Here is a 21,328-nt window from a genome sequence, read left to right as displayed (position 1 = left end):
AAATCAGCAAAAAAGCGTGGTATTGGCTTTTCTGAAGCGACGCAAACGATTCACATCGCCTATTCCTCAGTATTTATCTCGAAAGTTCGACGTAAGTTGAACGGCCGTGCATTCGAGATAAGGTCGCGGGCATCAACGGGGTAATCAGCCCGCCGCCACGCGACGCAGCACCGGGCGCTGTGCCGCATCGATCAACGCCTGATACGTGTCCACATAATTCTGCGCCATGATGTGCGACGTGAAACGGCGCTCGAACTGGGCGCGAATGGCTTCGCGCGAAAGCGTGTCGATATTCTGCAGCGCGGCCACGGCGCCTTGCGCGTCTTCGCAGATAAAGCCCGTCACGCCCGGATCGATCACTTCCGGCACCGAGCCGCGATTGAACGCGATCACCGGCGTGCCGCAGGCCATCGCCTCGATCATGACCAGGCCGAACGGCTCCGACCAGTCGATCGGGAACAGCAGCGCCTTCGCGCCCGAAAGGAACTCCGGCTTCTGCGCTTCGTTGATCTCGCCGATGAATTCGACGTTGGCCGACGAGAGCAGCGGCTCGATTTCGCTCTTGAAGTATTCCTGGTCCACTTTGTCGACCTTCGCGGCAATCTTCAGCGGCAGGCCCGACAGCGCGGCGATGCGGATGGCCGTATCCACGCGCTTTTCCGGGCAGATGCGGCCGAGGAACGCGAGATATTCGGGCTTCTTGCTGGTTTGCGGCGTGAGCAGATCCTTCGGCAGACCGTGATAGATGGTGTTCTGCCATGCGGCCTGCGCGAGCGGCTGGCGCTGCGAGTCCGAAATCGAGATCACCGGCGCGTCCGGGAACGTCTCGAACACGGGTTGCAGTTCGGGCAGGTCGAGACGGCCATGCAGCGTCGTGACGAACGGCGTGTCCATCTGCGAAAACAGCGGGAACGGCAGGTAGTCGAGGTGGAAGTGCAGCACGTCGAACTGGTGCGCCATCTGGCGCACGCGTTCGAGCAGCACGATGTGCGGCGCGAGGGCGTCGCGCACGGTCGGGTCCAGACGCAGCGCGCGCGGCCACGCGGCTTCGAGATTTGCCGAGGTGACCGAATCGCCGCTGGCGAACAGCGTCACCTCGTGGCCTTGTTCGACCAACGCTTCGGTCAGGTAGGACACGACGCGCTCGGTGCCGCCGTAGAACTTCGGCGGGACGGCTTCATAGAGGGGCGCAATTTGTGCGATTCGCATGGAATGATCTCCTTGGCAAAGGCCGCTTTATTGCGACGACATGAGCAACATGGCGCGGCGACTGCGGCGGATACGGCGGTTTCAGCGGTTTCGGGTTATCCCTGAGACCGATTATGGCGACTTCACTGCTGCGAACAGAGCGGTTTTGCAAACGCTTAATGTTGTTACAGCGGGATACAGCCGGTGTAAAAGGCTATTGCAAACCGTGACGCGGGGTGCGGGCGGCATACGCAAGGGCTATGCCCGGGGGTGGTTTTCAAACGCTTTCGACCCCTTGGCGAGCTGTTTTCAGCCTGCGACGACCTGTCGCATCGCGTAAAAAACCGGTATTCTCCAGACAAATGCCGCGATGCGCGCCAGCTCGCGCACAGCACGTCCCGCCTCTCTTCCCGCCTCCTTGTCAGAAAAATTCCTACACGCTTGCGAAAGTTTTTCTCGCAACGCGTCGCGGCGTCCCACCAATTTTCAATTGTTCGCGCCCCGTCCAAAATGGCATGACGACCATAACCGAGCCGTTCGGACGCCTTTGGGCTGCGATCGAGCGAGCAAACGTTTTCCGCAAGCGGCCTGACCAGCCGCGAAGATTTAGATTCGGGGGAATCCATGAGCGCGACTGCACACAGCGACATGCTCAGTGAGATCAAGGAAGTCAACCTGTCGTACCTGTTGCTCGCGCAACGTCTTTTGCGCGAGGACCGGCCGACGGGCATGTTCCGCATGGGCATCTCCGAGCAGCTGGCCGAAGTGATCGCGAACATGTCGTTCGCGCAGACCGTGCGTCTGGCGGCATCGAACCAGCTGCTCTGCCGGTTCCGTTTCGACGATCACACGATCCTCAGCGCGCTCGCCGACAAGGGCAAGGCCACGCAGACGCACTCGGCCATCCTCATGGCGAGCCAGGACGTCGAGCAGATCGGCTGATCGGCAGACGGGCGGGCCGTTCGCGGCCCACCTCGTCCATGCAGTACCCGCGCGCGGGCGCCCGGCTGGGTTTCGGGCCGCCGCGCGCCGCGCATTCCAGCCTCGCGCGGCCGCTGAGCGGCGCGGCGTGCCATTCATCACGCATCGCGCCACGCGTACGCCGCCGCGCGCCTTGCACACATTGCACCGGAATCCGTCGAACCCATGGCGACCAGAAGTGTGGTGCAGGAGGTCAAGGAGATCGCGCTCGCGATCGAGCTGATCGAGCTGGGCGCGCGCCTCCAGTTGCTGGAAGCGGAAACCTCGCTCTCGCGCGAGCGGCTCGTGCGGCTCTACAAGGAAGTGAAGGGCGAGTCGCCGCCCAAGGGCATGCTGCCGTTCTCGACCGACTGGTTCATGACGTGGCAGCCCAACGTGCATTCCTCGCTGTTCTACAACACGTACTGCTTCATGACCGGTCCCGCGAACTGCGAGCCCGTGCAGGCGCTCGTGAAAAGCTACCGGCTCTATCTGGAGCATTGGCGCCTCCAGGAAGCCATGGGACAGCTCGACGACGCGCCCGTGCTCTCGCTCACGCGCGCGTGGACGCTCGTGCGCTATTTCTCGTCCGGGCTCTTGCAGATGACGCCCTGCGTGCGCTGCGGCGGGCGCTTCGTGGCGCACGCGCACGATCCGCAGCGCGGCTACGTGTGCGGCTTGTGCCAGCCGCCTTCGCGCGCGGGCCGCACGCGCCGCGCGGCGCTGGCGGAGCAGGCGGCGGACCGGACGATGCCAGCCACGGCGGAATTCGCGCCGGAGCCGGCGCGGGAAGCCATCACCGGGGCCATGACCGGAGCGATGCCGGAATCGATCCCGGAGGCCACGACGGGGATCACGACCGAGATCACGACAGAAGCGGCGGCGTGAATGCGCGGGCGGTTCGCCTTGAAGCTCGAAGCTCGCCGCGACTGCCGCCGCGGGCGCCGTCGCGAAGCACCGCGCGCCGATACCCCGCGCGCAGTTCGCGAAGATCCGCCGAAGCCAATAGCCCAAAGCGCCCCGAACGCCGCAAAGCGAGCCCGAAGGCACGCGAACACGCACCGGCGACAGCGTGCCGCACCCGCCGCCGCCCGCCGCCACGCGGCAGAGCCCGCACCCGCGCGCACCCGCGACCGTGCCCCGAATTTCCGCCTTCCCGCGGCGCCGCGCCGCCGGGCGCGGCGCGTCTCCGGGCAAACCCCGCCCCGGGCGCCCGTCACGCCCGCTCAAAGTTTTCCCGCGCGTTGCCGTAAACCCAGCTAAGGGCGCGGGCCGACGGCGGTTCGCGGCGCATTCTTTCCTGTGAGGACCCGTCTGTGCTGATTATCGTTGGAACACTCGTGACGATCGTTTGCGTCTTCGGCGGCTATGCCATGGAGGGCGGCCATCTCGCCGCGCTCATGCAGCCGGTCGAAGTGCTGATGATCGCCGGGGCGGGCCTCGGCGCGTTCATCCTCGGCAATGGCATGAAGACGATCAAGGCGACGCTGCGCGTCATCCCGACGCTCTTCAAAGGCTCGAAGTACAGCAAGGACGTGTACATGGAGCTGCTCGCGCTGCTCTACGTCCTGCTCGCGAAGGCGCGCAAGGAAGGCACGCTGACGCTCGAAGCCGACATCGACGATCCGCAAAAGAGCCCGATCTTCACGCAATACCCGAAGATCCTCGCCGACCATCACATCGTCGAATTCCTGACCGACTACCTGCGCCTCATGGTGGGCGGCAACATGAACGCCTTCGAGATCGAGAGCCTCATGGACGAGGAAATCGAGACGCATCATTCCGAAGGCGAAGCGCCCGCGCACGCGCTCTCGAAGGTCGGCGACGCCATGCCGGCGTTCGGTATCGTGGCCGCGGTGATGGGCGTGGTGCACACCATGGCTTCGGCCGACAAGCCGCCCGCGGTGCTCGGCGAGATGATCGCCCAGGCGCTGGTCGGCACCTTCCTCGGCATTCTGCTTTCGTACGGTCTGATCGGCCCGCTCGCCTCGCTCGCCGAGCAGCGCGTGACCGAGTCGACCAAGATGTTCCAGTGCATCAAGGTGACGATCCTCGCGAGCCTGAACGGTTACGCGCCCGCCATCGCCGTGGAATTCGGCCGCAAGGTGCTGTTCTCGACGGAGCGCCCGACGTTCGGCGAGCTCGAAGAGCACGTGCGCCGCGTCAAGGCCAAATAAGCACGTAGCCAGGATCGACCGATGAGCAACAACAAGGACCGCGCGATCGTCGTCAAGCGCGCCGCACCGAAGAAGGGCGGCCATCACGGCGGCGCATGGAAGCTCGCCTACGCGGACTTCATGACCGCGATGATGGCGTTCTTCCTGCTGATGTGGCTGCTGTCGTCGGCCTCGACGGTGCAGCTGCGCGGCATTGCCGACTACTTCAACCAGCCGCTCAAGATCACGCTCTGGGGCGGCGATCGCAGCGCGGAAGACTCCAGCATCATCAAGGGCGGCGGCCGCGACATCTCGTCCACCGAGCAGGGCGTCACGCGCCGCAGCGACGGCCAGAACGAGCGCTCGAAGCGCCAGACCTCCACGCACGACGACGACGAAGCCAACAAGCAGTTGCAAGGCTCGCTCGAACGCAAGGAACAGGTGCGCCTGCACGACCTGCAGGTGAAGCTGATGGCCGCGATCGAGGCGAACCCGACGCTGCGCCAGTTCAAGCAGCAGATCCGTATCGACTCGACGTTGCAGGGCCTGCGCATCGAGATCGTCGACTCGCAGAAACGCCCGATGTTCGCCACCGCGCGCGACGTGGTCGAGCCGTATATGCGCGACATCCTGCAGGCGATCGGCAAGACGCTCAACGACGTGCCCAACCGCATCGTCGTGCAAGGCCACACCGACGCCGTGCCGTACGCGGGCGGCGAGAAGGGCTACAGCAACTGGGAACTGTCCGCCGATCGCGCGAACGCCTCGCGCCGCGAGCTGGTCGCGGGCGGCATGGACGAATCGAAGGTGCTGCGCGTGCTCGGCCTCGCCTCCACGCAGAACCTGAACAAGGCCGATCCGCTCGACCCCGAGAACCGGCGCATCAGCATCATCGTGCTCAACAAGAAGTCCGAGGACGCCATGACGCACGACGACTCGACGGCCACCACGCTGTCCGACGACGCGGCCGGTTCGGGCAAGAGCCTGCCGCCGCTCGCGCCGGACCTGATTCCGGGCAAGGCCTCGCCGGCGCCGGTGGAAATCGCCCCGAAGCTGGGTGCGGCGCCGTCGCTCACGGGCATGCAGCCGGTTGGCGCGGCCGGGTCGTCGCACGCGGCGCAATGACAACGAGGAACGGATGATTCGACACATTCTGGCGATCGACGATTCGGTGTCCATGCGGGAGATCCTGCGTGCGGCGCTCGGCTCGGCCGGTTACGACGTGACGGTCGCATGCGACGGCGACGAAGGCCTCGAGCACGCGCTCTCGCAGCGTTTCGATCTCGTGCTCACGGACCTGTACATGCCGCGCATGGGCGGGCTCGACCTGATCAAGCAGCTGCGGGCGAATCCGTCGTACCTCGAAACGCCGATCCTCGTGCTCACCACGGAATCGGACGAAGGCTTCAAGGCAGCCGTACGCGACGCAGGCGCGACCGGCTGGATCGAAAAACCGGTTGACCCCGAACTGCTCGTCGATCTGGCGAGCACGCTCGGCGAGGCCAACCCATGAGGCGCGGCGCGCTGTTTTTGACAAGCAAACCGGTATTTATCGCGGTGAAAGAGCAATGACTCTCGACATCACTCAGTTTTATCAGACGTTCTTCGACGAGGCGGACGAGCTGCTCGCGCAGATGGAGCAGCTGCTCCTGAACCTGGACGTCGGTCGTCCCGATCCCGAGGATCTGGCGGCGATCTTCCGCGCGGCCCACTCGATCAAGGGCGGCGCGGCGACGTTCGGCTTCACGGCGCTCACCGAAACCACGCACATTCTCGAGTCCCTGCTCGACCGCGCTCGCAACAACGAGCTGGTGCTGCGCAAGGACATGATCGACACGTTCCTCGAAACCAAGGACGTGCTCTCGGATCAGCTCGCCGCCTACCGCGCGAGCGCGGAGCCCGACGCCGAAGCGGCCGCGGCCGTGCGCGGCAAGCTCGAGTATCTCTACGCGGAAAGCCGCGGCGAGCTGGCGCCCGCGGCGGCTCCGGCCCCCGTGGCCCCGCCGCCCGTCGCGGTGGCGGCGCCCGTGGCCGCGTCGGGACCGGACTCCGAGGAAGATCTCGAAGCCGCCTTCGAGGCGTACAGCACGCTCGGCGGCGCGGCCAACGGCGCGCCCGAGCACGTCGTGACCGAGGCGATGGAAGCGGCTGGCGGCGCGGACACGGCTGCGGCCGCGGCGAGCCACGAAGGCCCGCATCTGCGCATCACGCTGCGCGCCGTGGACGCCAAGGATCAGGAGCTGCTCGTCGAGGAACTGGGCAATCTCGGCCGCATCATCGGCCAGGTGAAGACCGGCGACGACCTCACGCTGTGGCTCGAAACCGACGTGCCCTCGGACGACATCGTCGCCGTGTGCTGCTTCGTGATCGACGAAAGCCAGATCACGATCGGCCGTGGCGCCGCGCCCCAGGGCGAGGCCGAAAGCGCCGATGCCGCACCGGCCGCCGCGCCCGCGTTGGCGCCGCCGCCCGTGGCCGCGGCTCCGGCACCGGCCGCCGCGCCCGTGGCGAGCGCCGCCGCGCCCGCTGTCGGCCCGCACACCGGCCTGCCGCAACCGCCGGTCGCCGCCGCGCCGGCACCGGCCGCGCAGAACGATCACGAACGCAAGGCACGCCCGGCCGCCGCCGCCGCTTCGGCGGAAGGCAGCTCGATTCGCGTGGGCGTGGAAAAGGTCGACCAGCTTATCAACCTGGTGGGCGAACTCGTCATCACCCAGGCCATGCTCGCGGAAACGTCCAGCACGTTCGATCCCGCGCTGCACGACCGCCTCTTCAACGGCATGGCGCAGCTCGAGCGCAACGCGCGCGATCTGCAGGAAGCGGTGATGTCGATCCGCATGATGCCGATGGATTACGTCTTCAGCCGCTTCCCGCGCCTCGTGCGCGATCTCGCGGCCAAGCTCGGAAAGGAAGTCGAGCTTGTCACCTTCGGTCAGGCGACCGAACTCGACAAGAGCCTCATCGAGCGCATCATCGACCCGCTCACCCACCTCGTGCGCAACTCGCTCGACCACGGCATCGAAACCGTGGAAGCGCGCCGCGCCGCGGGCAAGGACGCCACGGGTCAGCTCGTGCTCTCGGCCGCGCATCACGGCGGCAACATCGTGATCGAGGTCAGCGACGACGGCGCGGGTCTGCGCCGCGACAAGATTCTCGCGAAGGCGGCCAAGCAGGGCATGCAGGTCAGCGACAGCATGAGCGACGACGAGGTGTGGAACCTCATCTTCCTGCCGGGCTTCTCTACCGCCGAACAGGTCACGGACGTCTCGGGCCGCGGCGTGGGCATGGACGTGGTCAAGCGCAACATCCAGTCGATGGGCGGCCACGTGGAGATCACCTCGCACGCGGGCAAGGGCAGCACCACGCGCATCGTGCTGCCGCTCACGCTGGCGATTCTCGACGGCATGTCGGTGAAGGTGGGCAGCGAGATCTTCATCCTGCCGCTGAACTTCGTGATGGAGTCGCTGCAACCGCGCCACGAAGACATCTACACGGTCACCAACGGCGACCGCGTGGTGCGCGTGCGCGGCGAATATCTGCCGCTCGTGGCGCTGCACCAGGTGTTCAACGTGGACGGTGCGCGCACCGACCCGACGCAGGGCATCGTCACGATCATGGAAACCGAGGGGCGCCGCTTCGCCATGCTGATCGACGAACTGGTCGGCCAGCAGCAGGTGGTGGTGAAGAACCTCGAAACCAACTATCGCAAGGTGCACGGCATCTCGGCGGCGACCATCCTGGGCGACGGCAGCGTCGCGCTGATCGTCGACGTGGCCGCGCTCAACCGCGAGTCGCGCAACGCCCATGGCGTGGGCGCGAGCGCCAATTCGGGTGCGTTCGCCGAATTCGCGTGATCCGCATGAAAACCGCACGCACTCAACTCAACATTTCCCAACTGTTCAGGGGCTAACGTGGCAGAAGTCCATTCGATTCAAGGCGGCGCGCACGGCGCGGCTGCCGGCGCGCAACGCCGCGACGCGCAACAGGCCGACGCAGGCGGTCAGGAATTCCTCGTCTTCACGCTGGGCAAGGAAGAGTACGGCATCGACATTTTGAAGGTGCAGGAAATCCGCGGCTACGACAGCGTGACGCGCATCGCGAACGCGCCCGACTTCATCAAGGGCGTGATCAACCTGCGCGGCATCATCGTGCCGATCGTCGACATGCGCATCAAGTTCCATCTGGGCCGCGTCGAATACGACCACCAGACGGTCGTCATCATCCTCAACGTCGCGCATCGCGTGGTGGGCATGGTGGTGGACGGCGTCTCGGACGTGCTCACGCTGCAAATGGAGCAGATCATGCCCGCGCCGGAATTCGGCGCGACGCTCACGACCGAGTACCTGACGGGTCTCGGCACCGTGGAAGGCCGCATGCTCATCCTGATGGATATCGAAAAGCTGATGACGAGCCGGGAAATGGCGTTGATCGACGCGTTGGTCTGATCGACGTCGACAGAAAATCGGGGGGCCGAAAGGCCAGCGCGAGGAAGAGCGGAAGCCGCCGGTAGTCAACAAGAGCGGCGTAACCGCCTTGGCTTGCACGAGCCTCGGGCGCGTGACCATCGGGTATCGACGCGGGTATTGACCCATTCGACCGACCGGTTCGCGCCGCGATGCCTCGCTGATTCGTACAGGACAGGAGCACTGAGATGCTGCAAAAGTGGTCGATCCGCACGACGCTCACCGTCGTCGGAGTCATTCTGGTGGCGCTGACCATGGTGGTCGGCGCGCTCGGGCAGATTGCGCTCGGCAACGCGAGCGACTCGCTCGGCGCCATCGCGCGCGGCGATCTGGTCGCGATGCACACGCTGAACGACGCCTCGTCGTTCCTGCTGCGCTCGCGCGTCTCGCTCGAACGCGGCAGCGCACTCGCGGCCGCGGGCAACGCCGACGAAGCGAAGAAGGCGATCGATCGCGCCGAAGCACTGCTCGGCAAGTCGAACGACGCGTGGAAGGCGTTCCAGGGCGCGCAAAAGAGCGGCATCGACGCGGCAACGCTCGACGCGCTCGCGACCAAACGCACGACGCTGCTGGAAAACGGCGTGCAGCCGGAATTCGCGGCGCTGCGCGCCAACGACCAGGCGGCGTATCACGCCGTGGCCGACACGAAGATCAGCCCGCTGTTCGTGGATTACGACAGCGTGGCCGCGCCGATCGCCCAGCAGCTTCAGGACGGCGCGCAGGCGCGCGAAGCCAGCGCGCGTTCGCAAATCACCACGATGCGCGTGCTGATCGGCGTGGCGCTGGTGGTGGCGCTGGTGCTGCTGGTGGCGATCCGCTTCGCGCTGCGCGGCCTGATCGTGCAGCCGCTCGCCGACGCCGTGACCTGCTTCGAGCGCATCGCCCAGGGCGATCTCTCGCAGCCGGTGAACGTCTACAGCAAGAACGAGATCGGGCGTCTGTTCGCCTCGATCAAGCAGATGCAGGACAGCCTCGTGACGCTGGTCGCGGCCGTGCATACGGGCGCGGGTTCGATCGACGTGGGCGCGCGCGAGATCGCGATGGGCAACACCGATCTGTCGCAGCGCACCGAGCAGCAGGCGGCTTCGCTGCAGGAAACGGCGTCGAGCATGGAACAGCTCACGAGCACCGTGAAGCAGAACGCCGACAACGCGCGCCAGGCGAGCCAGCTGGCCGTGAACGCCTCCGATATCGCCACGCGCGGCGGCGAAGTGGTGGGCGAAGTCGTGCACACGATGCAGGGCATCGCGGCAAGCTCGACCAAGGTCGTCGACATCATCAGCGTGATCGAGGGCATTGCGTTCCAGACCAATATTCTCGCGCTGAACGCGGCCGTGGAAGCGGCGCGCGCGGGCGAGCAGGGCCGCGGCTTCGCCGTGGTCGCGGGCGAAGTGCGCAGCCTCGCGCAGCGCAGCGCGAGCGCGGCGAAGGAAATCAAGGAACTGATCAACGATTCCGTCGAGAAGGTGCAGAGCGGTTCGGAACTCGTGGGCCGCGCCGGCACGACGATGGAAGAAATCCTTCAGGCCGTGCGTCGCGTGACCGACATCATGGGTGAGATCAGCGCGGCGTCCGAGGAACAGTCGGGCGGTATCGAGCAGGTCAACCGCGCCGTCACGCAGATGGACACCGTCACGCAGCAGAACGCGGCGCTGGTGGAAGAAGCGGCGGCGGCCGCCGCCTCGCTCGAAGAACAGACGCGTCAGTTGCAGAACGTGCTGAGCCGCTGGCGTACGGGCGGCGTGCTGGGTCGCGGCAAGACGCCGCCGGCGGCGGTGACGGCAGCGGTAGCGAAGGCGCCTGCTGTATCGGCCACGGCACCGGCATCCGCCGCGAAGGCGCCGGCGAAACGCAGCGCCGCGAAGGCGGTTGCGCCGATGGCGGCGGTCCCGGCCGCGGCGACGGAAGTCGCGAGCGCGCCCGCGCCGGTCGCGAAGCCCTTGCCGAAGCCGCCCGCGAAGCCGCTCGCGAAGGCGCCCGTGCGCAGCGAGCCGACGATCGGCTCGTCCGCTTACACGTCGTCGGCCTCCGACGATTCGGACTGGGAAACGTTCTGACGCTTTTACAAGCGCACGACACGGAGCGCTGGCAGCATGCGGCGCTACGGCGAAGCCGCGCAGTATCGACGTAACAGCAAAGCAGCACCGCAGCACTGAAGCAGCACGGAAGCAGCACGGAAGTCACGGCAACGACGAGCAACGCAAGGCAACGAGAGCAAGGCAATGCACATGAGCGCAACCCAACGGCAAGATCGTTCGCACGCCGCCCTCCGGGCGACGGGCACGATGCAGGACGCCCGTGCGCCGCACGCATTGCGAGCGGTCGGACGCGGCGAAGGAGCACGAGCATGAAAGCGCCGCGAACCCCGCGTCACGACGCCGGCGAACCGGCGCGCGGCGCGGCGCCCGGCATGGGCGAGACTAGCCGCGACTTCGAGTTCACCTCGGCGGACTTCGAGCGCATTCGCGCGCTGATCCACCGCCGCGCGGGCATCTCGCTCTCGGACCACAAACGCGACATGGCGTACAGCCGTCTCGCGCGGCGCCTGCGCGCGCTCGGCCTCGACAGCTTCCGCGACTATCTCGACGAGCTCGAAAAGCGCAACGACCCGAGCGAGTGGGAAGCGTTCACGAACGCGCTCACGACCAACCTCACCGCGTTCTTTCGCGAGGCGCACCACTTCCCGATCCTCGCGGATTTCGTGAAGGGCCGCTCGCAGGTTTCGGTGTGGTGCTCGGCCGCCTCCACGGGCGAGGAGCCGTATTCGATCGCGATGACGCTGATCGAAGCGCTCGGCGACCGCGCGGGCCGCGAGGCGCGCGTGCTCGCCACCGACCTCGACACCCAGGTGCTCGCCAAGGCGGCCGCGGGCGTCTACTCGTTCGATCAGGTCAAGCACCTCACGCCGGAACGCCTCAAGCGCTTCTTCCTGAAGGGCACCGGCTCGCATGCGGGGCTCGTGAAGGTGCGCCCCGAACTGCGCGCGATGATCAAGTTCGAGCAGCTCAATCTCACCGACGCGGACTACGGATTGCGCACGACCTTCGACGCGATCTTCTGCCGCAACGTGATGATCTACTTCGACAAACCCACGCAGGGCCAGGTGCTCACGCGCTTCGAGCCGCTCATGAAGCCGGACGGTTTGCTGTTCGCGGGCCATTCGGAAAACTTCACCTATGTCACGCAGGCGTTCCGGCTGCGCGGCCAGACCGTGTACGAACTCGCGCGCGGCCGCCGCGACCCGGCGAGCGCCCCTTCGGCCGACACCGCGCGCCGCGTGAGCGACGCGGTAGGAGCGCCGGCATGACCGCCCGCCTGCCAATCGCGACGAATCGCTATTTCGACTCGCACTTCCAGCGCCCCGGCGTGAAGCTGCTGCCCAACGAGTTCTACACGACCAACGAGGACATGGTGCTCGTGACCGTGCTGGGCTCGTGCGTGGCCGCCTGCATTCAGGACCGGCTCGCCGGGATCGGCGGCATGAACCACTTCATGCTGCCCGACGACGGCGCGGATTCGCACGCGCTGCACGCCGCCTCGGACTCGATGCGCTATGGCGCCTACGCGATGGAAGTGCTCATCAACGAACTCATCAAGGCGGGCGGCCGCCGCGAGCGCTTCGAAGCCAAGGTGTTCGGCGGCGCGGCCGTGCTGGCGGGCATGACGACGATGAATATCGGCGACCGCAACGCCGCGTTCGTGCGCCGCTATCTCGCCACCGAGAACATTCGTATCGTCGCCGAGGACCTGCAGGGCTCGCATCCGCGCAAGGTCGCGTTCCTGCCGCGCACGGGCCAGGTGATGGTCAAGAAGCTGCGGCTTTCGCAGGACACGAGCGTGGCCGAGCGCGAGCAGCGGCTCGCCGAGCAGAGCGCCGAAGCGCGCGCCGAGCGTCTCGCACGGGCGCGCGCCCGCGTGGAGCTGTTCAGCGCGTCGAACACCGGCGCGCCGGCCGTATCGGCGAACAAGCATTCACCATTACAGCAATCGCAGCCGCAAGCCGGGCGCCCCCGTGTCGAGCTTTTCGGGACGAAGGCGTCCGCGCTGCGCGCATCTGGTCAAGTATCGGCTCAAGACGGCGCCAGAACAGTAGAGGAGGCGTGAACGCCGTGCAAAAAATCAAGGTTCTCTGCGTCGACGATTCGGCGCTGATCCGCAGTCTGATGACCGAAATCATCAACGGGCAGCCGGACATGACCGTCGTCGCGACGGCGCCGGACCCGCTCGTCGCGCGCGAGCTGATCAAGCAGCACAACCCCGACGTGCTCACGCTCGACGTGGAAATGCCGCGCATGGACGGCCTCGACTTCCTGGAGAAGTTGATGCGTCTGCGGCCCATGCCGGTCGTGATGGTCTCGTCGCTGACCGAGCGCGGCAACGAAATCACGCTGCGCGCGCTCGAACTGGGCGCCGTGGATTTCGTGACCAAGCCGAAAGTGGGCATTCGCGACGGCATGCTCGAGTATTCGGAAAAGCTCGCCGACAAGGTGCGCGCCGCCGCGCGCGCCCGCGTGCGCGCCCATCATGCGGCCCCGGTTACGCACGCCGCCGCGGGCGCGGGCGTTGCGGCGCATGCGCATACCGGTCACGTGCACGGCGCGGCGCACCCATCCGGCCCCGCGGCGATGGTGAACAATCCGCTGCTGTCGACGGAAAAACTGATCATCGTGGGCGCGTCCACGGGCGGCACCGAAGCGATTCGCGAAGTGCTCCAGCCGCTGCCGCCCGACGCGCCGGCGGTGCTGATCGCGCAACACATGCCGCCCGGTTTCACGAAATCGTTCGCACAGCGCCTGAACGGGCTGTGCCGCATTACCGTGAAGGAAGCGGAGCACGGCGAACGCGTGCTGCCCGGCCATGCCTACATCGCGCCGGGTCACGCGCATTTGCTGCTCGCGCGCAGCGGCGCGAACTATATTGCGCACCTGTCCGACGACCCGCCGGTGAACCGGCACCGTCCGTCGGTGGACGTGCTGTTCCGCTCGGCGGCGCAGCACGCGGGCAAGAACGCCATCGGCGTGATTCTGACGGGCATGGGCCGCGACGGTGCGGCGGGCCTGCTGGAAATGCGCCGCGCGGGCGCGTACACGCTCGCGCAGGACGAGGCGAGCTGCATTGTGTTCGGCATGCCGCGCGAGGCGATCGCACTGGGTGCGGCGGACGAAATCGCCGCGCTCGGCGACATGAGCCGCCGCGTGATGACGCGCCTCGCCTCGATGGGCGACCGCGTGCAGCGCGTGTAATCGCGCCCCGTAACGAGTGGTCTTGAGCAACGCATATCGAGAGATCGTGCTGGCGGCTGAGGCAAGTACGATCGCTCGCGATTAATTTATCTGGATAGGCGCCGCGCTTGTCTGGATAATTGCCCAGGTTTTAGCCTGGAGGAATGGAACCGAGATGGATAAGGGAATGAAGATTCTGGTTGTTGACGACTTTCCGACGATGCGCCGGATCGTCCGCAACCTGCTCAAGGAACTGGGCTATTCGAATGTCGACGAAGCCGAAGACGGCGCAGCGGGCCTCGCGCGCCTGCGCGGCGGCAACTACGACTTCGTGATCTCCGACTGGAACATGCCGAATCTCGACGGCCTCGCGATGCTCAAGGAAATTCGCGCCGACGCGAATCTCACGCATCTGCCGGTGCTGATGGTCACGGCGGAGTCGAAGAAGGAGAACATCATCGCGGCGGCGCAGGCCGGCGCGAGCGGTTATGTCGTCAAGCCGTTCACGGCCGCGACGCTCGACGAGAAGCTCAACAAGATTCTCGAGAAGATGGCGAAGACGGGGAGCTGACGTGAACGAGCCCATCAGCGCGCACGGCGAAGACGCCGCAGCGTTCGACGACGCGCCGGCCGGCACGGGCGATCCGTCGGATCGCATCCTTGCCCGCATCGGCCAGCTCACGCGCAATCTGCGTGACTCGATGCGCGAGCTCGGCCTCGACAAGCACGTCGAGCGCGCCGCGGAAGCGGTGCCCGACGCGCGCGACCGGCTGCGCTACGTCGCCAACATGACGGAGCAGGCCGCCGAGCGCGTGCTGTCGGCGATCGAACTCGCCAAGCCGTTGCAGGAAACGCTCGAGCGCGACGCGAAGGAACTGTCGAGCCGCTGGTCCACGTGGTACGACGCGCCCATCGGCCGCGAGGAAGTGCGCCAGCTGATGGACGACACGCGCTCGTTCCTCGACCAGGTGCCGCAGTCGACCGCGGCCACGAATCAGCATCTGCTCGAAATCATGCTCGCGCAGGATTTCCAGGACCTGACGGGCCAGGTGATCAAGAAGATCATGGACGTGGTCTATCTGATCGAGCAGCAACTGCTGACGGTGCTCGTCGAGAACATCGCCCCCGAGCGTCGCGAGCAGTTCGCGGCAACGGCGGCGGCGCTCGCCGAGGAAACCAGCGGCACCGGCAGCCCCGAGCATCTGCTCAACGGGCCGCAGATCGACCCCGAAGGCAAAGCCGACGTCATGCAAGACCAGGCGCAGGTCGACGACCTGCTGGCGAGCCTCGGTTTCTGATCGCGGGTCGGGCCGGGCTGGCCCGGTCTTGTCGGGTTTTGCGTGGTTTGCGTGTGCGGTTCGGGTCGCGTGCGCGCCGCAATCGGGCGCGTGCGTTGGCCGAGCGGTGGATTTGTCCGATGTCATCGAGCGCGGGCATACTACCGGTCATTCGCTCGTGAGTTGTCGCGGTGCGTCGCGGCAGTGCAACGAAGCGCATTCAGACGTTGCCCGTTTCGCTGCCTCGATACGCCGCACGATTTTTGCGCGGCCCCTGGAAGCGCATGGCGCAACGCGCCATCGACAAAAGGGAGGGGCCGCCTTGTATCCGTTCACTTCGTCTTCCGTCACGGCCGCGCGCACGCTCGCGCACCGTGCCGTGTTCGCCTGCGCGCTCGGCGCAGCGGCGCTGGGCGCCGCCACCGTGGCACCTTCCGCGTTCGCGGGGCTGGGCGCCGCGCCCATGTCCACGCCCGCGGGCGCCACCGTCAGCACGCTGAGTCCGGCTTCGGCCGCGGCCGCCGTGGCGGCGCAGACCGGCGCGTCTTCCTCCGTCTCCTCGTCTTCCTCCGTGGCGCGCCAGGCCGTGGAAGGCGCGGCGTCGTCTTCCGCGTCGTCCAACGCGTATTCCGTGCAGCAAACCACGCTCGCCAACGGCACCGTCGTGCGCGAATACCTCGCCCCGGACGGCAGCGTGTTCGGCGTGGCGTGGAACGGCCAGCAGATGCCCGACCTTTCGGCGCTGCTCGGCACCTATTTCCCGCAGTACGTGGCCGGCCTGAAGGCGAACCGCGCCGCGGGCCGCGTGCGCGGGCCGGGCGTGGTGGAACAGTCGGGGCTCGTCGTGCATTCGGGCGGCCACATGGGCGCCTTTTCGGGTCAGGCATGGCTGCCGCAGGCATTGCCCGCGGGCGTCAGCGCCGCCGATATCCAATGACGAGCGGAGACCGAACGATGCTGACCCCCAATTTTTCGAGCGATGCCGCGTGTGACACGGCAGGCGCTTCGTGGCTGCGCGCCACGCGCTCGTTCGCCGTTGCCTTGCTGGTTGCCTGTCTCGCCGCGTGCGGCGGCGGCGGTGGCAGCAGCGGCGGTTCCAATAACAGCGCCTCGACCAGCGGCGGAACGAGCGGCCCGAGCCAGCAGCCGATCGCGGCGAATGCCTCGAACACGGTGCCCGTGACCGTCAATGCCGGGCTGACCGGCCAGTTGCCCAATATCCCCACCGTGAGCGTGACCGTGTGCGTGAGCGGCACGAGCAACTGCGCGACCGTGAACAACGTGCAGGTCGATACGGCTTCGTTCGGGCTGCGCGTGCTGGCTTCGGCGCTGCCTTCGTCGATCTCGGGCGCGCTGCCCGTGGCGGCGGCGACCGGCGGCGGCACGCTGGCCGAATGCACGGCCTTCGCCGACGGCTACACGTGGGGTTCGATCCGCAGCGCCGACGTCAAGATCGGCGGCGAAACCGCGACCAATATCCCCATCCAGGTGATCGGCGACCTCGCGACCTCGTCCACGCCGCAAGCCTGCGCGAATTACGGCGATCCGCAGAACACGGTGCAGGATCTCGGCGCGAACGGCATTCTGGGCATCGGCGTCGCGCCCAGCGACTGCGGCACGAACTGCACCAAGGCCAGCGGCAGTAACTACTTCGCCTGCCCGAACGGCACCAGCTGCACCGTCACGGCCGTCTCGATCGCGCAGCAGGTGGCCAATCCCGTGCCGCACTTCGCCACCGACAACAACGGCGTGATCCTGCAGATGGCGCCCGTGTCGAGCAGCGGCGCGCCCTCGGCGACCGGCACGCTCGTGTTCGGGATCGGCACGCAGTCGAACAACACGCTGGCGGCGGCCACGGTCCTGCCCACCGACGCCTGGGGCAACGTGGCCGCTTCGCTGAACAGCCGCTCGCTCACGGGCTTCCTCGACTCGGGCTCGAACGGGCTCTTTTTCACCGACAGCGCGCTCGCGCAGTGCGGCGGCAATCTCGGCACGTTCTTCTGTCCCTCCACGGTGCAGAGCTTCAGCGCGGCGCTCACGGCGAAGGACGGCACCAAGGGCACCGCGAGCTTCAACGTGGCGAACGCGCAGTCGTTGCTCGGCAGCGGCAACAACTACGCGGCCAACAACCTCGCGGGACAGTTCGGCTCGGTCACGAGCCTCGATCTCGGGCTGCCGTTCTTCTATGGCCGCTACGTCTATTACGGCGTGGATCAGACCGCGAGCGGCGGCAAGGCGCCGTACGTGGCGTTTTAAGGGCGCGAGCGGCGCGAGTCGCGCCGCTCGATGCCGATCGGCGTTCATCGGTGTCGATTGATGCCGATTCACGGGCCCGTATGCGGCAGGTGCCCGGTTTGTCGTTGATCCGGCACCGTTTGGCCGCAAATTTCCCCTCCCGGCGCGGGACAAACCCTCCGTCCCGCGCGTCGCGCTTCCGGCTCGCGCGAGGCCGCCCGCTCGGCGCCGCCGGCAGGCGCATCGCCCGCCGTTTTTCCATTTTCATTGTCCGAAATACCCCGGTTTCCCGGTCCTGATCCGTCGATCGGGGCTTGCCGCGCCCGGCAATAATCGCTCTCACTGAAAAAGGGCGCGCGCCAGACCGCGCAGCCGCGACGAGCGGCGCGTGCCCGAGACCGGAGCTTGCGTGGCAGAGGACAGCGACCTCGAAAAAACCGAACCAGCCACTCCCAAGCGCCTCGAAAAGGCGCGAGAGGAGGGGCAGCTTCCGCGTTCGCGCGAGTTTTCGACATTCGCGTTGCTCTCGGCGGGCTTTTTCGGGACCTGGCTGCTGTCGGGCAGCATCGGCCTGCATTTGCAGTCGATGATGCGCGGCGCGTTCACGTTCAATCATGCGAGCGCGTTCGAGACGCGCACCATGCTCACGGGCGCGGGCGTGGCGGCGCGCGAGGGCTTGATGGCGGTGCTGCCGGTGCTCGGACTCACGGGCGTGGCCGCGCTGCTCGCGCCGATGGCGCTTGGCGGCTGGAACCTCTCCACGAAGTCGCTCGAACCCAAGTTCGACCGTCTGAACCCGATCACGGGCCTCGGGCGGCTCTTTTCGATTCAGGGCCCGATCCAGCTCGGCATGTCGCTGATCAAGACGATCGTGGTCGGCCTGATCGGCGGTTCGTCGCTCTGGAATCACCGCGACGAGATCGTCGGTCTCTCGATGCAACCGGCGGCGCGCGCGTTCGCCGACGCGTTCCATCTGATCCTCGTGTGCTGCGGCATGACGGTCGGCGGCATGTTCCTCGTGGCGGCGCTCGACGTGCCCTACCAGATCTGGACGTTCCACCGCCGCCTGCGCATGACGAAGGAAGAAGTGAAGCGCGAGCATCGCGAGAACGAAGGCGACCCGCACGTGAAGGGCCGGATTCGCCAGCAGCAGCGTGCCGCCGCGCGCCGCCGCATGATGACGCAGGTGCCGAAGGCCGACGTCGTGGTCACGAACCCGACGCACTTCGCCGTTGCGCTCCAGTACACGGACGGCTCGATGCGCGCCCCGAAGGTGGTGGCCAAGGGCGTGAACCTCGTGGCCGCGCGGATCCGCGAAATCGCCACCGAGAACAACGTGCCGCTGCTCGAAGCGCCGCCGCTCGCCCGCGCGCTCTATTACAACGTCGAGCTGAACCGCGAAATTCCGGGCCCGCTGTACGGCGCGGTCGCGCAGGTGCTCGCATGGGTCTACCAGCTCAAGCGCTTCCGCGAACACGGCGGCGACGTGCCGATGGAGCCGACCGAGACCGATCTCGACGTGCCGCCGGAACTGGACAAGGGTGCCGTGAGCGCCGAAGACGAAGCCGAGGAAGCCGACGAGGCCCTCGAGCCGGAACCGCGCAGCGCCGCCGGCAAGACCCAGGCCGCATCGAATACCGCATCGAACACCGCCGCCCGCGCCGCCAAAGCGAAGCGCGACGGCAATGAAGGAGCATCAGAATGAACGCCCGCACCGGTGGTTTCCTCGCGCGGCGCACGGAAGTGCTGCAAGGCACGAATCTGCGCGCGCTCGCGGGACCGATCCTGATCTGCATGATCCTCGGCATGATGATTCTGCCGTTGCCGCCGTTCCTGCTCGATCTGTTCTTCACCTTCAACATCGCGCTTTCGGTGATGGTGCTGCTCGTCAGCATGTACACGATGAAGCCGCTCGACTTCGCGGCGTTCCCGAGCGTGCTGCTGTTCTCCACGCTGCTGCGGCTCTCGCTGAACGTGGCGTCCACCCGCGTGGTGCTGCTCGAAGGCCACACCGGCCCCGAGGCGGCGGGCCGCGTGATCGAGTCGTTCGGCCACTTCCTCGTGGGCGGCAACTTCGCGGTGGGTATCGTCGTGTTCGTGATCCTGATGGTCATCAACTTCATGGTGATCACGAAGGGCGCGGGCCGGATCGCCGAAGTGGGCGCGCGCTTCACGCTCGACGCGATGCCCGGCAAGCAGATGGCGATCGACGCCGACCTGAACGCCGGTCTCATCAACGAAGAAGCCGCCCGCAAGCGCCGCACGGAAATCGCCCAGGAAGCCGAGTTCTACGGGTCGATGGACGGTGCAAGCAAGTTCGTGCGCGGCGACGCGATCGCCGGTTTGCTGATCATGGCGATCAACATCGTGGGCGGCCTGATCGTGGGCGTGGTGCAGCACGGCATGCCGTTCGCGGCGGCGGGCGAAACCTATACGCTGCTGACGATCGGTGACGGCCTCGTCGCGCAGATTCCGTCGCTCATCATCTCCACGGCGGCGGGCGTGATCGTCTCGCGCGTGGGCACCAACGAAGACATCGGCACGCAGCTCACGGGCCAGCTGTTCTCGAACCCGCGCGTGCTGCTCATCACCGGTTCGATCATCGCCACGATGGGCCTGATTCCGGGCATGCCGCACTTCGCGTTTCTGCTGCTCGGCGGCGGCGCGATCCAGCTCGGCCGCGTGATGAAGAAGAACGCCGAGGCGAAGAAGGAAAGCTCGGTGGTCGCCGACCTCGAACCCACGCCGCTCGCGCCGGCCGAAAACGCCGAAGCGACCTGGGACGACGTGGCGCTCATCGACACGCTCGGCCTCGAAGTGGGCTACCGCATCATTCCGCTCGTCGACAAGAACACCGACGGCGAACTGCTCAAGCGCATCAAGAGCATCCGCAAGAAGTTCGCGCAGGAAATCGGCTTCCTGCCGCCGGTCATCCATATTCGCGACAACCTCGAACTGCGTCCGAATGCGTACCGCATCACGCTCAAGGGCGTGGAAGTGGGCACGGGCGAGGCGTATCCGGGCCAGTGGCTCGCGATCAATCCGGGTCAGGTGAGCGCGATGCTGCCGGGCACGCCGACCACCGATCCGGCGTTCGGCCTGCCGGCGGTGTGGATCGACGCGAACATGCGCGAACAGGCGCAGGTGTTCGGCTACACGGTGGTCGATTCGAGCACGGTGGTGGCGACTCACCTGAACCACCTCGTGGTCTCGCACGCCGCCGAACTGCTGGGCCGCCGCGAAGTGCAGGCGCTGATGGAGCGCGTGCAGAAGGACACGCCTTCGCTCGTGGACGATCTGGTGCCGAAGGTGCTGCCGGTCACGACGCTGCAGAAGGTGCTGCAGAATCTGCTGGAAGAAGGCGTGCCGATCCGCGACATGCGCACGATCATGGAGTCGCTTTCGGAGCACACGCCGCGCGTTTCGGATGCGCACGATCTCACGGCGGTGGTGCGTATCGCGCTCGGCCGCGCGATCACGCAGCAGTGGTTCCCTGGCAGCGGCGACATGCAGGTCATGGGCCTCGACGCGAACCTCGAACGCGTGCTCTCGCAGACGCTCACCTCGGGTCCGAACCCGGGCCTCGAACCGGGTCTCGCTCACACGCTGCTCACGCATACCGAAGCGGCCATGGGACGCCAGCAGGCGATGGGGCTCGCGCCCGTGATGCTCGTGCAGCACGCGCTGCGACCGATGCTTTCGCGCTTCCTGCGCCGCAGCTTGCCGCAGCTCAAGGTGCTCTCGTACGCCGAAGTGCCGGATACGCGCAGCGTGCGCGTGGTGAACGTGATCGGCGGGAATTGATCGCGATGGGGATCGGAAAAAAA

Annotated in this window: 18 protein-coding genes; 17 read left to right on the top strand and 1 reads right to left on the bottom strand. The window is 66.7% G+C overall.

From position 1 onward, the window contains the following. Window positions 1-144: 144 nt before the first annotated feature. Window positions 145-1,209, bottom strand: a complete 1,065-nt coding sequence (locus tag FAZ98_RS13710) for a glycosyltransferase family 4 protein (RefSeq protein ID WP_158951699.1) — start codon at window positions 1,207-1,209, stop codon at window positions 145-147. Between the two features lie 603 nt (window positions 1,210-1,812). On the opposite strand from FAZ98_RS13710, the gene flhD reads away from it, so the two are divergent. The 17 genes from flhD (at window position 1,813) to flhA (ending at window position 21,305) form a co-directional block, all read left to right on the top strand. After that, window positions 1,813-2,130 carry a flagellar transcriptional regulator FlhD gene (gene flhD, locus FAZ98_RS13705; protein WP_233272621.1) on the top strand — a complete coding sequence of 106 codons (318 nt, stop codon included), beginning with the start codon at window positions 1,813-1,815 and terminating at the stop codon, window positions 2,128-2,130. A gap of 204 nt (window positions 2,131-2,334) precedes the next feature. Beyond that, window positions 2,335-3,036: a flagellar transcriptional regulator FlhC gene (gene flhC, locus FAZ98_RS13700; RefSeq protein ID WP_158951698.1), complete on the top strand. Its 702-nt coding sequence runs from the start codon at window positions 2,335-2,337 to the stop codon at window positions 3,034-3,036. A 428-nt stretch (window positions 3,037-3,464) separates the two neighbouring features. Next, window positions 3,465-4,325: a flagellar motor stator protein MotA gene (gene motA, locus FAZ98_RS13695; protein ID WP_158951697.1), complete on the top strand. Its 861-nt coding sequence runs from the start codon at window positions 3,465-3,467 to the stop codon at window positions 4,323-4,325. A 21-nt stretch (window positions 4,326-4,346) separates the two neighbouring features. After that, window positions 4,347-5,429, top strand: a complete 1,083-nt coding sequence (gene motB / locus FAZ98_RS13690; protein WP_158951696.1) for a flagellar motor protein MotB — start codon at window positions 4,347-4,349, stop codon at window positions 5,427-5,429. Between the two features lie 13 nt (window positions 5,430-5,442). After that, on the top strand, window positions 5,443-5,817 hold the full coding sequence (locus tag FAZ98_RS13685; RefSeq protein ID WP_158951695.1) for a response regulator: 375 nt from the start codon (window positions 5,443-5,445) through the stop codon (window positions 5,815-5,817). A 55-nt stretch (window positions 5,818-5,872) separates the two neighbouring features. Beyond that, window positions 5,873-8,158, top strand: coding sequence for a chemotaxis protein CheA (cheA, locus tag FAZ98_RS13680; protein WP_158951694.1), 2,286 nt, complete (start codon window positions 5,873-5,875; stop codon window positions 8,156-8,158). A gap of 57 nt (window positions 8,159-8,215) precedes the next feature. Next, on the top strand, window positions 8,216-8,749 hold the full coding sequence (cheW, locus tag FAZ98_RS13675) for a chemotaxis protein CheW (protein WP_158951693.1): 534 nt from the start codon (window positions 8,216-8,218) through the stop codon (window positions 8,747-8,749). Window positions 8,750-8,955: 206 nt separating this feature from the next. Continuing rightward, window positions 8,956-10,824 (top strand): methyl-accepting chemotaxis protein, encoded by a 1,869-nt coding sequence (locus tag FAZ98_RS13670; RefSeq protein WP_158951692.1) that lies wholly within the window; start codon window positions 8,956-8,958, stop codon window positions 10,822-10,824. Window positions 10,825-11,114: 290 nt separating this feature from the next. Continuing rightward, window positions 11,115-12,074, top strand: coding sequence for a CheR family methyltransferase (locus tag FAZ98_RS13665; RefSeq protein WP_158951691.1), 960 nt, complete (start codon window positions 11,115-11,117; stop codon window positions 12,072-12,074). Beyond that, on the top strand, window positions 12,071-12,871 hold the full coding sequence (gene cheD / locus FAZ98_RS13660; protein ID WP_158951690.1) for a chemoreceptor glutamine deamidase CheD: 801 nt from the start codon (window positions 12,071-12,073) through the stop codon (window positions 12,869-12,871). The genes FAZ98_RS13665 and cheD overlap by 4 nt, the downstream gene beginning before the upstream one ends. 59 nt (window positions 12,872-12,930) lie before the next feature. Then, window positions 12,931-14,010 (top strand): protein-glutamate methylesterase/protein-glutamine glutaminase, encoded by a 1,080-nt coding sequence (locus tag FAZ98_RS13655; RefSeq protein ID WP_325072388.1) that lies wholly within the window; start codon window positions 12,931-12,933, stop codon window positions 14,008-14,010. A gap of 154 nt (window positions 14,011-14,164) precedes the next feature. Next, on the top strand, window positions 14,165-14,560 hold the full coding sequence (cheY, locus tag FAZ98_RS13650) for a chemotaxis response regulator CheY (RefSeq protein ID WP_112169901.1): 396 nt from the start codon (window positions 14,165-14,167) through the stop codon (window positions 14,558-14,560). A gap of 1 nt (window position 14,561) precedes the next feature. Then, window positions 14,562-15,287, top strand: coding sequence for a protein phosphatase CheZ (gene cheZ, locus FAZ98_RS13645; RefSeq protein WP_407672012.1), 726 nt, complete (start codon window positions 14,562-14,564; stop codon window positions 15,285-15,287). Window positions 15,288-15,729: 442 nt separating this feature from the next. Next, window positions 15,730-16,203: a DUF2844 domain-containing protein gene (locus FAZ98_RS13640; protein ID WP_158951988.1), complete on the top strand. Its 474-nt coding sequence runs from the start codon at window positions 15,730-15,732 to the stop codon at window positions 16,201-16,203. 17 nt (window positions 16,204-16,220) lie between these two features. Then, complete coding sequence (locus FAZ98_RS13635; RefSeq protein ID WP_158951687.1) at window positions 16,221-17,522, top strand: DUF3443 domain-containing protein; 1,302 nt, start codon at window positions 16,221-16,223, stop codon at window positions 17,520-17,522. A 388-nt stretch (window positions 17,523-17,910) separates the two neighbouring features. After that, the gene (gene flhB / locus FAZ98_RS13630; RefSeq protein WP_158951686.1) at window positions 17,911-19,206 is read left to right on the top strand and encodes a flagellar biosynthesis protein FlhB; all 1,296 of its coding nucleotides are present in this window, start codon (window positions 17,911-17,913) and stop codon (window positions 19,204-19,206) included. After that, on the top strand, window positions 19,203-21,305 hold the full coding sequence (gene flhA / locus FAZ98_RS13625; RefSeq protein WP_158951685.1) for a flagellar biosynthesis protein FlhA: 2,103 nt from the start codon (window positions 19,203-19,205) through the stop codon (window positions 21,303-21,305). The genes flhB and flhA overlap by 4 nt, the downstream gene beginning before the upstream one ends. Window positions 21,306-21,328 lie beyond the last annotated feature (23 nt).

The sequence above is a fragment of the Paraburkholderia acidisoli genome (genome assembly GCF_009789675.1).
In the GTDB taxonomy this organism is placed as follows: Bacteria; Pseudomonadota; Gammaproteobacteria; order Burkholderiales; family Burkholderiaceae; genus Paraburkholderia; species Paraburkholderia acidisoli.
This window is presented reverse-complemented; position numbering and strand designations above follow the sequence as displayed.